Raw genomic sequence first — 11,959 nt, forward strand, 5'->3', positions numbered from 1 at the left:
CCCACAGGGTGCCCGCCGCGCGGCCCGCCGATCTTCCCCTATGGTCGGCGGGCCGCCCCTAACCGGGGCGCTGCGAAACGGTGCATTCCGGGCATACGGGTTCACCTGCTCTGCCATGCTGCGCTCGCACCACCACTTCACACAGGGGCCCCCATGAACCGACGCCGGCCGTTCGCCGCCGTCGTGACGCTCGCGCTCGTCGCGCCGGTCACGACCTTGACCACCCTCTCGCCCGCCGCGGCCGCGCCCACGCCCACGCCCACCGTCTCGGCGTCGCCCAGCGGCGCGGCCCACCTGCCCCGCCCGAGCCGAGTGCCTGCCACCCCGGGCAGTCCGTATGCGGGGGCTGCCGCAGCCGCGCCCGCGGGCACCGGCGCCGGCTCGGCCGTGGCGGCGCACGACCCGCACGCGGTGCTCGTGCGGTTCGCGACGTCGGCGTCGACCACGCGTCGCGACCGCGCCCTGCAGAGCCGGGGCGCGCGCGAGGCGGACGCCGTCGCCGGCACCGGCTTCGTGCGGGTCACGACGACCGGGCGCGCCGACGAGCTCGCGAGCCGCCTGCGCGCCGACCCTGCCGTGGCCGAGGTGACCCTCGACTACGTCCGCGAGGCGAGCGCCACCCCGAACGACTACTTCTACGCGGGGACGCGCGAGCAGGAGTACCTCAAGACGGTCCGCGTGCCGACCGCCTGGGACCTGTCCAAGGGCTCGCTCTCGCAGGTCGTCGCCGTGCTCGACACGGGCGTCAACGGCAAGCACCCCGACCTCGCCGGCCGCACGGTCGCCGGCTTCAACGCCATCACGAACGTCGGCATCCCCGCGGGGGCGGCGAGCGACGACAAGGGCCACGGCTCCATGGTCGCGGGCATCATCGCGGCCCGCACGAACGACGGGACCGGCATCGCGGGCGTCGCCTGGAACGCCAAGGTCATGCCGGTCAAGGTGCTGTCCAGGACGGGCCAGGGCACCGACTCGGACGTCATCCAGGGCCTGACGTGGGCGGCCGACCACGGCGCGCGCATCATCAACCTCTCGCTGAGCGGCCCGGACGACAGCCCGGCCCTGCACGCCGCCGTCACGTACGCCGTGCGCAAGGGGGCGGTCGTCATCGCCGCGGCCGGCAACTCCGGCGGCGACCGGCCGGAGTACCCGGCCGCCTATCCCGAGGCCATCGCGGTGGCGGCGACCGACGGGGCCGCCCGGGTCACCGACTTCAGCACCCACGGCTCGTGGGTCGACGTCGCCGCGCCCGGCTGGGACATCCTCTCGACGGGGCTCGGCACCGACTACTTCTTCAACGCCGGCACGTCGTTCTCCGCGCCGATCGTCTCGGGCATCGCGGTGCTGATGCGCAGCAAGAGCCCGTCCATGACGCCGGCACAGGTCGCGGCACGCCTGCGGTCGACGGCGCGCGACGCCGGTCCCCGGGGCACCGACCCCTTCTACGGCGCAGGCGTCGTCGACGCGACGCGCGCGCTCGGGGGCACGCTCGCGCCCGACTTCGGCCTGCCTGCCGCCGGCCCGTCCGAGCCGAGCGACGTGCCGTCGCGGGCGATCGCGCGCGCGTCGCAGGGCAGCAGCCACGGCACGATCGGCATCGAGGGCGACGTCGACTGGTGGCGCTTCGACTCCCCCGGCCAGCGGGAGACGACCGTGACGGTGACGCCACCGCCGTTCGACGGGAACGCGCCGCAGAACGTCGACCCCGTGCTCGCGGTCTACGACGAGCGCCTGCGACTCGTCGCCGAGGTCGACCAGAAGGCGGAGGGCGAGCCCGAGACCACGACGGTGCGCCTCGCCGCCGGCCGCCACTACGTGACGGTGCGCAACGTCAACGGCTCGCGGGTCGGGACCGACCGCAGCTACCGCCTCGACATCGAGCCGGGCGCGGCCGGCGTGCTCGACCCCGCCGGCCGGCTCGCTCCGGGCACTGCCTACGGGCCCCTCGCCCTCGGCGACGTGGACGGCGACGGCCGCGGTGACGTGGTCGCCGGGCTCACCGGCACCGTCCCGGGCGGGCCCGCGCAGCTGCACGTGCTGCGCCAGAAGCCGACCGGTGGCCTCGGCGCGCCGGTGGCCCTCGCCACGGCGGGCGCCTCCCTGGTGCGCGACCTCGAGGTCGCCGACGTCGACGGCGACGGCCTGCGCGACGTGGTGGTGGCGACCGACCTCGGCGTCCAGGTCTTCGGCCAGACCCCCACGCACGCGCTCGCCGGGGCGCAGCTCGTGGCCGACACCGCCGGCGCGACCACGGTCGAGGTCGCGGACCTCGACGGTGACGCCCGCGCCGACCTCGTGACCTCCACCGCCGGCGAGGTCGCGGTCCTGCTCGCGCAGCCGGACGGCTCCCGGCTGCGCACCGTCATCGACGCGACGGGCGGCGCGGACCAGCTGCAGGTCGGCGACCTCGACGGTGACGGCCGCCCCGACGTCGCCGTGAGTCGTGGCGGCACGCTGCTCGTCCTGCGTCACACGGCTGACGGCTGGGTGTCGCGAGCCGTCCCGGTCCCGGGCGACTGGGGCGCGCGCGGCATCGCCGTCGCCGACCTCGACGGGAACGGACGGCTCGACCTCGCGGCCGTCACCGGTGGCAACGGGCCCACGGCCCGCCTGCTCGTGTGGCGGCAGACGGCGGACGGCGCCCTGCCCGCCTCACCGGGCAGCACCGGCGTGCCCGACATCCCCCAGCCGCTCGAGGCGGCCGACGTCACCGGCGACGGCCGCACCGACCTCGTGCTGGGCCACGGTGGCTGGTCGACCGTGAGCGTCGTCGAGCAGGGGGCGACCGGCGTGCTCCTGCCGCCCAGCAGCAGCTTCGCCGACTCGCCCTCGCAGTACGACCTGTCGGGCCTCGTGGTCGGCGACGTCACCGGCGACGGCCGCGCCGACGTCGTGGCGGCCTCGTGGGACGGCCTCGACCTGCTGACGAACGCCGGTGGCCCGAAGCCCTCCGGAGCCCAGCACCCGGTCCGCAGCACCTGGCCGGCCGACTTCGGCAGCGGCCTCCCCGTCACGACGACCCCGACGGTCACCTTCGCCGACGAGGTCCTCGCCTCGACGGTGACGGCCTCGACGGTCCGTGTGCTCGACAACCGCAGCGGGGCGACTGTCCCGGCCACGGTGACCTACGACTCCCTCCGACGCACGGCGACCGTGCGACCCCGGTCGGCGTTCGTCGACAACGCGGCCTTCCGCCTCAGCATCTCGGGCATCAGGTCCTCCTCCACCGGGACGACGCTGCCGGGCTACACGTCGACCTTCCGCACCGTCGACCTCGCGCCCCCGGCCGTGGGGGGCTTCACGGCGACGGGCGCGCTGCGCGCCGCCCGGCTCACGTGGCGGTCACCGGCTGCGAACGACCTCGAGCGCTACGTCGTGCGGATGGCGAAGGGAACGGTGCCGCCCGTGAGCGTCACCGCGGGCACGGCCGTCCACTCCGGCACGTCCGCCGCCGTCACGACGCCCCTCGAGCAGGGCACGACGTACAGCTTCACGATCTGGGCCCGTGACCGGACGGGCCACTGGAGCCCCTCAGCCTCCGCTCGGCTCGTCGGCACGTCGGCGACCATGACGTCCTCGAGCACCTCGATCCGGCGCGGGTCGTCGGTGACCCTGAGCAGCACGCTGAGCCGGCGCGACCCGAGCGGCCCCCTGGCCGGCGCGGCCGTGCAGCTCTACTGGCGCAGGGTCGGACAGCCGACATGGCACCTCGTGACGACGCGCACGTCGAGCTCGAAGGGCGTCGTGTCCTTCGTGCACACGCCCACGGCCACGGTCGACTACCTGTGGGTGTACCGCGGGTCGCGCTCGGCCGTCGGCTCGAGCAGCGCGCTGCGTCGCGTCACCGTCCGCTGACGGGCGCCCCTCCCACCACACCGGCCGCAGGGCCCCGTCCACGAGGACGGGGCCCTGCCGCGTCCCCGCAACCGGACCAGTAATTACCCTTGCGGTTACATAACCACTTGGGTACGGTGAGAGACATGGACGCGGTACTGCAGGCCCTCAGCGACCCGAGCCGACGCACGGTGCTCGAGATCCTGCGCGACCACCCCGCCACGGCCGGCGAGCTGGCCGATGCGCTGCCCATCGCACGCCCCGGCGTCAGCCGGCACCTGCGGGTGCTGCGCGAGGCCGGGCTCGTCGACGTCCGCCAGGACGCGCAGCGCCGGATCTACACCCTCCGACCCGAGCCGCTCGCCGAGGTGGACACCTGGCTGGAGGGCTACCGCGCCCTGTGGCAGCACCGGCTCGACGCCCTGCACACCGAGATCTCCCGAGGAAAGAAGGCCCAGAGATGACCGCCACCGGAAGCACCCGCCCCCTCGACGCCACCCACGCAGCAGTCCGCGTCGAGGACGTCTACGACACCGACTTCGACGACCTGTGGACGGCGTGCACGACGCCGGACCGACTGTCCCGCTGGATCGCCCGCGTCTCCGGAGAGCTGCGACCGGGCGGCACGGTCGAGGCCGTCTTCACGAGCACGTGGTCGGGCGCCCTGCGCGTCGAGTCCTGCGAGGCCCCGCACCACCTGCTGCTCACCGCCGCGCCCGACACCGACGAGGAGACCGAGATCGAGGCCTGGCTGAGCGCCGAGGGCAGCCGCACGCGCCTCGTCGTCGAGGAGCGCGGCCTGCCTGCGGACCAGGCACCCTTCTACGGCGCCGGCTGGCAGGTGCACCTCGAGGACCTCGGCCGCAGCCTCGCCCTCGGCGAGACGGTCCACCCCGACGGCTGGTCGAGCGAGGCGGCCGCGCCCGCCTGGCAGGCCCGCTGGGCCGAGCTCACCCCGGCCTACCGGTCGGCGGACCGGGGCTGACCCGGCCGCTGTCACGGTCGCACCCTCTTCCAGCCCTCTGTCAGCCCTCTGTCGACCATCGGTCGGCCACCGGTCGAGCCTCGAACGCCGCCGCCGGCGCGTCAGCGCCAGCGGTAGCGCCGCTCCGGCCGGCCGGTGGTGCCGTAGCGCAGGGTGACGTCCGCCAGCCCCGTCGTCACGAAGTGCTCCAGGTAGCGGCGCGCGCTGACGCGTGAGATCCCCACGGCCTCAGCGCATTCGGTGGCGGACATGGTCTGTGACGAGTCGCGCAGGGCCGCACAGACGGCGTCCGCGGTCTCGCCGCTCAGCCCCTTCGGCAGCGCCACGCCCGCCGGGCGCGTGACCGACGCGGTGGCGAAGGCGGCGTCGATCTCCTGCTGGGTGAGGTCGTCACCGAGGTCGCGCGCGCGTTCCGCGGCATACGTCTGCAGGCGCTGCTCGAGGTCCCCGAAGGCGAACGGCTTGAGCAGGTAGCCCACGACGCCCTGGCGCACCGCCGCGCGCACCGCGTCGGCCTCCTTCGCGGCCGTGATGACGAGCACGTCGCACGTCTCGCCGGCGGCGCGGAGCCGGGTCACGACGTCGAGCCCGAAGGCGTCCGGGAGGTAGAGGTCGAGCAGCACGAGGTCGGGCTTCAGGGCCGCGACGAGCTCGACCGCCTCCGCGCCCGTGCGCGCCGAGCCCACGACCTCGAAGCCGCTGACGCGCTCGACGAACCCGCGGTGGATGCGCGCCACCATGAAGTCGTCGTCGACGACGAGCACCCGCGTCATCGTCTCTCCTCAGGTGCGGCCGCCTCGACGGTGAGGCGGGCGACGAACTTGGCTCCCGTCGGGGTGTTCTCGACCTCGACCTCCCCGCCCCGACGTTGGCAGATGAGACGCGTCAGCGCCAGCCCGATGCCGCGCTCCCCCGCCTGCGCGGCCTTCGTCGTGAACCCGTGCGTGAAGACCTCGGTGACGAGCTCGGGGGCCACACCGGGGCCCGAGTCGACGACGCTCACCTCGAGCGTGGCCGCATCCTGGCGGATCGTCAGCTCGACCCACTTCTCGCCGCCCTCCGAGGACGCGGCGGCGTCGATCGCGTTGTCGACGAGGTTGCCGACGACTGCGGCCACGTCGGCGGAGTCACGCGTGCCGATCCCGGCGAGCGAGGTGTCGTCCGACACGCGCAGCTCGACCCGTCGCTCGATGGCCTGGGCCGACTTCGCCATGACGAGCGCCGTCACGGCCGTGTCGCGGATGCGGCGTGACACGGCGAGGTCGAGCTGGGCGCGGTGCTCGCTCACCGAGTCGACGTAGTGCACCACCTCGTCGTACTCGCCGAGCTGGATGAGGCCCGAGATCGTGTGCAGCTGGTTCGCGAACTCGTGCGCCTGCGCGCGCAGCAGCTCGGTCGTGCTGCGGAACGAGCCGAGCTGGCGCTCGAGGTCCGCGAGCTCGGTGCGGTCGCGCAGGGTCGTGACCGAGCCGAGGGGCCGACCGTCCTTGGCGACCTCCATCCGGTTCATCACGAGGACCCGACCGCGGCGGAGCACGACCTGGTCGCGGGGCACGGAGCCGGAGCCGTCGGCCTCGCCGGGGCCGTAGGACCCACCCGGGTCGCCGGAACCGCCGTCGTCGGTGACGCCACGGAGCACGTCCCGCAGCCGCTGGCCCATCGGGAGGTCCTCGAGGCGCATGCCGACGGCATGCTCCGGCAGGTCGAGCAGACGCTGGGCGACGTTGTTCACCAACGTGATCCGTTCACCGGTGTCGAGCGCCACCACCCCCTCGGCGAGTCCGAAGAGCATCGCCTCGCGACTCTCGGCGAGACCGGTGATCTCGGCCGGCTCCAGGCCGAGGGTCTGCCGCCTGATCCGCCGCGACAGCAGCCACGACCCGAGACCGCCGACCCCCAGGGCGATCCCGAGGTACGTGGGCAGGTAGGCGGAGCCGCCCTGCAGGCGGTCGAGCGCGGACGGCATGTGCACGGCGACCATGACCGTCCCCAGCTGGGTCCCCACGGGTGGCTGCGGCTCCTTGACCGCCGGGTCGGGCACGGACAGGAGCGGGCTCTGCGCCACGAGCATCCGCTCGCCGCCGAGGTCCATGACGCCCGTCCAGCTCGCGCCCTCGGAGACGGCCGGTGACCCGACGGGCATCGGCGCGCGCTCCAGGGTGGGGTCGGACGACACGCGGACGACCTCGTCGGCGTCGGCGACGCTCATCGACGTGACGTTGTACTGCGTGACGATCGTCTGGGTCAGACCCGGCAGCACGTTGACGACGCCACCCGGTGCCATCTCGGTGCGCACGATCGGCGTGCTGGCCAGCTGCTCCGCGATGGCGGAGAGGCGCCGGCCCTCGGTGCGGGTGAAGGTGGCGTCCGACTGCGCGAGCGACACGAGGCCGACGGCGACGAGCACGCCCAGCAGGATGAGCATCTGGACGGCGAACAGCTGCCCCGTGAGGCTCAGCCGGCCGAACGACCGACCCGTGCTCTGCTTGACCACAACGAACTCAACCTTCATTGGTGACACAAGGGCGACACCGGTCAGGCGACGCGGGCACGATCATGCCGTTCCAGCCCCAGAACGCGAAAGAGACCTCAACGATGAGCACTCGCACCCCCGCCCGCAGGTCCGTCCTGCTCGGCATCACCGTCGGCGTCACGGCGCTGGCCCTCTCGGCCTGCGGCGCGACCGCCAAGAAGGACTCCTCCTCGACCGGCGCCGCAGCCGGTCCCGCCTCGGGACTGCAGATCATGGTCCCCAACAGCCCCGGCGGTGGCTACGACACGACGGCCCGCACCGTGGCGCAGGTGATGGAGAACGAGAAGATCGCCAGCTCGATCCAGGTCTTCAACCTGCCCGGTGCCGGCGGCACCGTCGGACTGCAGCGCGTCGTCAACGAGAAGGGCAACGGCAAGCTCGCCATGCAGATGGGGCTCGGTGTCGTCGGCGCGGCGTACACGCAGAAGTCCCAGGCGACGCTGGCCGACACGACGCCGATCGCCAAGCTCATCGAGGAGGCGGGCGCCATCGTCGTCTCCAAGGACTCGCCCTACAAGGACCTCCAGAGCCTCGTCGCCGCGTGGAAGAAGGACCCGTCGAAGATCAACGTCGGCGGCGGCTCGAGCCCGGGCGGTCCCGACCACCTCCTGCCCATGCAGCTGGCCGAGGCTGCCGGCATCGACCCGACGAAGGTCTCCTACATCTCCTACGACGGCGGCGGCGAGCTGCTCCCGGCCGTCCTCGGCAACAAGATCGCCTTCGGTGCCAGCGGTTTCGGCGAGTTCCTCGAGCAGGTCAAGTCCGGCTCGGTCCGCGTGCTCGCCGTCACGAGCGACAAGCGCATCGACGCCCTGCCCGACGTGCCGACCGTCAAGGAGTCCGGCATCGACTTCACCTTCACGAACTGGCGCGGTGTCGTCGCCCCGCCGGAGATCTCCGCCGCGGACCGTCAGGTCTGGGTCGACGCGCTGACCAAGATGCACGCCTCCGAGGCGTGGAAGAGCGAGCTGTCCAAGCGCGGCTGGACCGACGCGTTCGAGACGGGTGACGAGTTCGGCACCTTCCTCAAGGCGCAGGACCAGGACGTCGCCGACATCCTCAAGGGCCTCGGGCTGACGAGCTGACATGGCTGACCTGACTTCCGACCACACGAGCGTCTCCCCGGACGCGCCGGCCCCCCGGAAGCAGGACACCCCGACGCCGGGCGGGGACCGCGCACAGTACGGCATGTGCGCGGCCCTCGCCGCCCTCGGCGTCGTCCTGCTCGTCAACGCGGCCCAGCTGAACCCGGTCGCGAGCACCAACGACTCGCTCGGCCCCCGCGTGGTCCCGACCACGCTCGGCATCCTGCTGCTCGTCGTCTCCGTCCTCTACGCGTTCGACATCCGGCGCGGCGGGGTCGGCGCGGCCGACGAGGGTGAGGACGTCGACCTCAGCGCGAAGGCCGACTGGAAGACCGTCGGCCTGCTCGTCCTCGTCTTCGGCGTGTGCGCCGCCCTGATGGAGACCCTCGGCTGGGTCATCGCCGGGACGATCCTCTACGCCGGCTGCGCGTTCGCCCTCGGCAACCGCCACCACGTGCGCGGGGTCCTCGTCGCGCTCGGCATCTCGCTGGCCACCTTCTACGCGTTCGCCATCGGGCTCGGGGTCAACCTGCCCGCCGGCGTGCTCCAAGGGATTCTGTGATGGACAACGTCAACCACCTCCTCGAGGGGTTCGGCCAGGTCATGACGCCGCTGAACCTGCTCTTCGCCTTCATCGGCGTCGTCGTGGGCACCGCGGTGGGCGTGCTGCCCGGCATCGGCCCGGCGATGACCGTGGCCCTGCTCCTGCCGATCACGTTCACGCTCGACACGACCCAGGCGCTCATCATGTTCGCCGGCATCTTCTACGGCGGCATGTACGGCGGGTCCACCACCTCCATCCTGCTCAACACCCCGGGCGAGTCCTCCTCCGTCGTCACGGCGCTCGAGGGCAACAAGATGGCCAAGGCGGGGCGCGCCGCCCAGGCGCTCGCCACGGCCGCGATCGGCTCCTTCGTGGCCGGCACGATCGCCACCGCCCTGCTCGTGCTCGTCATGCCGCAGGTCGTCTCGTTCGCCATCGACCTCGGCTCGCCCGAGTACTTCGCCATCATCATGCTGGCCTTCGTCGGAGCGAGCATGGTGCTCGGGTCCTCGCGGCTGCGCGGGTTCGCCGCCCTCCTCGTCGGGCTCTCGATCGGCATCATCGGCATCGACAAGGTGACCGGTCAGCAGCGGATGACCTTCGGCATCCCGCAGCTCGCCGATGGCATCGACATCGTCGTCGTCGCGGTCGGCCTCTTCGCCGTCGGCGAGGCGCTCTGGGTCGCGGCGCACCTGCGCCGCACGGCCGGCAGCGTCATCCCCGTCGGGCAGCCGTGGATGGGCCGCCAGGACTGGAAGCGCTCGTGGAAGCCGTGGCTGCGCGGCACGGCGCTCGGCTTCCCGTTCGGGGCCATCCCGGCCGGCGGCGCCGAGGTGCCGACGTTCCTGTCCTACGTCGCGGAGCGCAAGCTGACCAAGCACCCGGAGGAGTTCGGCCACGGCGCCATCGAGGGCGTCGCCGGGCCCGAGGCGGCCAACAACGCGTCGGCCGCCGGCACCCTGGTGCCGCTGCTCGCCATCGGCCTGCCGACCAACGCCACGGCGGCCATCATCCTCACCTTCCTGCAGGGCCGCGGCCTCGAGCCGGGACCGCTGCTCATCGAGAAGCAGCCCGTGCTCGTCTGGACGCTCGTCGCGAGCCTCTTCATCGGCAACACGCTCCTGCTCGTGCTCAACCTGCCGATGGCGCCGCTGTGGGCCAAGCTGCTGCAGATCCCGCGGCCCTACCTCTACGCCGGCATCCTCTTCTTCGCGACGATGGGTGCGTGGGCGGTCAACGGCCAGGCCTTCGACCTCTTCCTGCTCCTCGGCATCGGGCTCGTCGGCTTCGCGATCCGCCGCTTCGGGTTCCCGGTGCTCCCGCTCATCATCGGGGTCATCCTCGCCCCCATCGCCGAGCTGCACCTGCGCCGCTCGCTCCAGCTCTCCCACGGCGACGTCAGCGGGCTGCTCGGCGGGCCGGTCGCGTGGGTCTGCTACGGCATCATCGTCGTCGCGATCCTCTGGCCGCTCATCGCCCGTCTCGTGCGCCGCGTCCGTGGCGGCGGCGACGGCTCCGGTGGCGACGGCCCCGGCACCCCGTCCAGGCTCACCCAGGAGGCCACGGCATGACGATCCTCGTCGGCTACATCCCGACCCCGCAGGGCGAGGCCGCGCTGGCCGCTGCCACGGAGCAGGCGCGGGCGCACGGTGACCGCGTGCTCGTGATCAACATGTCCCGCGACGACAAGCTCGTCGACGCCAACCGGGCCGACGGACGCGACCTCACCCGCCTCGACACCGAGCTCGCCGAGTCCGGGGTGGAGCACGAGGTGCGGCGAATCGAGCACGGCACCGACCCCGCGGACGCGATCCTGTCGATCATCGACGCCGAGGCGCCGCGGATGCTCGTCATCGGCATCCGGCACCGGAGCGCCGTCGGCAAGCTGCTGCTCGGCTCGACGGCGCAGCGCCTGCTCCTCGACGCCGCGTGCCCCGTCCTCGCGGTCAAGGCCGGCTGACCGGCCAACCGACCATCCCACCGTCGAGTGGCCACTCCTTGCGGGTCCTCCCGCATCGGGTGGCCACTCTTCGTCGGTCCCGCACCGTCGAGAGGCCACCCTTCGTGGGTGCCCCACCGTCGAGGGGCCACCCTTCTCGGTCGCGTATGCGTCGAGTGGCCGACTCCCGTCCGTGACCCGGGTGCCCGCCCCGCTCAACCCGCAGGTGGGCGCGAGACCCCGACGTGGCGCGAGACCTCGGAGAAGCCGGCCCGCCGGTAGAGGCCGATCGCCGGCCCACCGTCCTCCGCGACGATGACGAGGCGCCGCACGGCCCCGTCCTCCAGGGCCCACTCGCCCGCGGCGCGCACGAGCGCGCCCGCCAGGCCGCGACGCCGGTGGCTCTCGAGCGTCACGACCTCCTGGTAGCGGGCGAGGTCACCGAGTCGCACGATCCCCAGCCGCGCGACCAGACGGTCGCCGTCGAAGGCCCCGAACCACCGGGCCCGCCCGGAGTCGACGAGGGCGCGCTGGGCGGTGACCCGGCGGCGTTCGAAGACGAGACGTCCTGCCCGGCCGGCGGGCGCCGTGTCGTGCGCACCGACGTGGGCCGACTGCTCCCAGTCGTCGTCGAGCTCGAGGGCGCGCACGACGACGCCCTCGGCCACGGGTGCCGGAGCCGGCACGGACTGGCTGACGAGGTCGACGTCGACCTCGACCTCCCACCCCCGTCCGCTCCAGCCGCCGGCGTCCCCGCCCTCCGCGCCGAAGGCGACCGCGCGGTGCTCCGCGTGCGGGAACTCCGCCTCGAAGCGCGCCACCCAGTGCGCGACGGTCTCGGGTCGCGGCGCGTCCTGCACGAGCACGAAGTTGCCCCACCAGAAGGTCGGGTTGGCGTCGGTGCGCACGACGAGGTGGTCGTCGTGCTCGGTGACGACCGAGCCCTGCAGGCGCAGCAGCTCGATGTCGGTGGTCAGCCCGGGACTGTCGATGCGCATGTCCCGATCATCCGGCACGTCACCCCCGACCCTCGCAGCCG

Annotated in this window: 10 protein-coding genes; 7 read left to right on the plus strand and 3 right to left on the minus strand. The window is 73.3% G+C overall.

What is annotated here, in order from left to right; genetic code table 11:
• Positions 1-153 precede the first annotated feature (153 nt).
• The 3 genes from ABT295_RS12500 to ABT295_RS12510 all read left to right on the plus strand — a co-directional run bounded on the left by ABT295_RS12500 (position 154) and on the right by ABT295_RS12510 (position 4,819).
• On the plus strand, positions 154-3,855 hold the full coding sequence (locus ABT295_RS12500) for a S8 family serine peptidase (protein ID WP_352394746.1): 3,702 nt from the start codon (positions 154-156) through the stop codon (positions 3,853-3,855).
• A 125-nt stretch (positions 3,856-3,980) separates the two neighbouring features.
• On the plus strand, positions 3,981-4,298 hold the full coding sequence (locus tag ABT295_RS12505; protein ID WP_352394747.1) for an ArsR/SmtB family transcription factor: 318 nt from the start codon (positions 3,981-3,983) through the stop codon (positions 4,296-4,298).
• Positions 4,295-4,819: an SRPBCC domain-containing protein gene (locus ABT295_RS12510; protein ID WP_352394748.1), complete on the plus strand. Its 525-nt coding sequence runs from the start codon at positions 4,295-4,297 to the stop codon at positions 4,817-4,819. The genes ABT295_RS12505 and ABT295_RS12510 overlap by 4 nt, the downstream gene beginning before the upstream one ends.
• 101 nt (positions 4,820-4,920) lie before the next feature.
• Here the strand turns inward: ABT295_RS12510 and ABT295_RS12515 are convergent, their stop codons facing one another.
• Both ABT295_RS12515 and ABT295_RS12520 read right to left on the minus strand, forming a co-directional pair.
• Positions 4,921-5,592, minus strand: a complete 672-nt coding sequence (locus tag ABT295_RS12515) for a response regulator (RefSeq protein WP_352394749.1) — start codon at positions 5,590-5,592, stop codon at positions 4,921-4,923.
• Positions 5,589-7,313 carry a sensor histidine kinase gene (locus ABT295_RS12520; protein WP_352394750.1) on the minus strand — a complete coding sequence of 575 codons (1,725 nt, stop codon included), beginning with the start codon at positions 7,311-7,313 and terminating at the stop codon, positions 5,589-5,591. Before ABT295_RS12520 ends, ABT295_RS12515 begins: the two co-directional genes overlap by 4 nt.
• Before the next feature lie 101 nt (positions 7,314-7,414).
• Here ABT295_RS12520 and ABT295_RS12525 point away from each other — a divergent pair, with 101 nt between their 5' ends.
• From ABT295_RS12525 to ABT295_RS12540, 4 genes are read left to right on the plus strand one after another with little or no spacing between them, the layout of a single operon-like run.
• Positions 7,415-8,437 (plus strand): Bug family tripartite tricarboxylate transporter substrate binding protein, encoded by a 1,023-nt coding sequence (locus ABT295_RS12525; protein WP_352394751.1) that lies wholly within the window; start codon positions 7,415-7,417, stop codon positions 8,435-8,437.
• A gap of 1 nt (position 8,438) precedes the next feature.
• Positions 8,439-8,999 (plus strand): tripartite tricarboxylate transporter TctB family protein, encoded by a 561-nt coding sequence (locus ABT295_RS12530; protein WP_352394752.1) that lies wholly within the window; start codon positions 8,439-8,441, stop codon positions 8,997-8,999.
• The gene (locus ABT295_RS12535) at positions 8,999-10,552 is read left to right on the plus strand and encodes a tripartite tricarboxylate transporter permease (RefSeq protein ID WP_352394753.1); all 1,554 of its coding nucleotides are present in this window, start codon (positions 8,999-9,001) and stop codon (positions 10,550-10,552) included. Before ABT295_RS12530 ends, ABT295_RS12535 begins: the two co-directional genes overlap by 1 nt.
• Positions 10,549-10,941, plus strand: a complete 393-nt coding sequence (locus ABT295_RS12540) for a universal stress protein (RefSeq protein ID WP_352394754.1) — start codon at positions 10,549-10,551, stop codon at positions 10,939-10,941. The genes ABT295_RS12535 and ABT295_RS12540 overlap by 4 nt, the downstream gene beginning before the upstream one ends.
• A gap of 194 nt (positions 10,942-11,135) precedes the next feature.
• Here the strand turns inward: ABT295_RS12540 and ABT295_RS12545 are convergent, their stop codons facing one another.
• Positions 11,136-11,918, minus strand: a complete 783-nt coding sequence (locus ABT295_RS12545) for a GNAT family N-acetyltransferase (RefSeq protein ID WP_352394755.1) — start codon at positions 11,916-11,918, stop codon at positions 11,136-11,138.
• Positions 11,919-11,959 lie beyond the last annotated feature (41 nt).

This window comes from Terrabacter sp. NPDC000476, from assembly GCF_040300125.1.
GTDB lineage: Bacteria > Actinomycetota > Actinomycetes > Actinomycetales > Dermatophilaceae > Terrabacter.

Bases quoted from the DNA above. Each gene is read 5' to 3' on its own strand.
- ABT295_RS12500 (WP_352394746.1), top strand. From the start codon at position 154: ATGAACCGACGCCGGCCGTTCGCCGCCGTCGTGACGCTCGCGCTCGTC.
- ABT295_RS12505 (WP_352394747.1), top strand. From the start codon at position 3,981: ATGGACGCGGTACTGCAGGCCCTCAGCGACCCGAGCCGACGCACGGTG.
- ABT295_RS12510 (WP_352394748.1), top strand. From the start codon at position 4,295: ATGACCGCCACCGGAAGCACCCGCCCCCTCGACGCCACCCACGCAGCA.
- ABT295_RS12515 (WP_352394749.1), bottom strand. From the start codon at position 5,592: ATGACGCGGGTGCTCGTCGTCGACGACGACTTCATGGTGGCGCGCATC.
- ABT295_RS12525 (WP_352394751.1), top strand. From the start codon at position 7,415: ATGAGCACTCGCACCCCCGCCCGCAGGTCCGTCCTGCTCGGCATCACC.
- ABT295_RS12530 (WP_352394752.1), top strand. From the start codon at position 8,439: ATGGCTGACCTGACTTCCGACCACACGAGCGTCTCCCCGGACGCGCCG.
- ABT295_RS12535 (WP_352394753.1), top strand. From the start codon at position 8,999: ATGGACAACGTCAACCACCTCCTCGAGGGGTTCGGCCAGGTCATGACG.
- ABT295_RS12540 (WP_352394754.1), top strand. From the start codon at position 10,549: ATGACGATCCTCGTCGGCTACATCCCGACCCCGCAGGGCGAGGCCGCG.
- ABT295_RS12545 (WP_352394755.1), bottom strand. From the start codon at position 11,918: ATGCGCATCGACAGTCCCGGGCTGACCACCGACATCGAGCTGCTGCGC.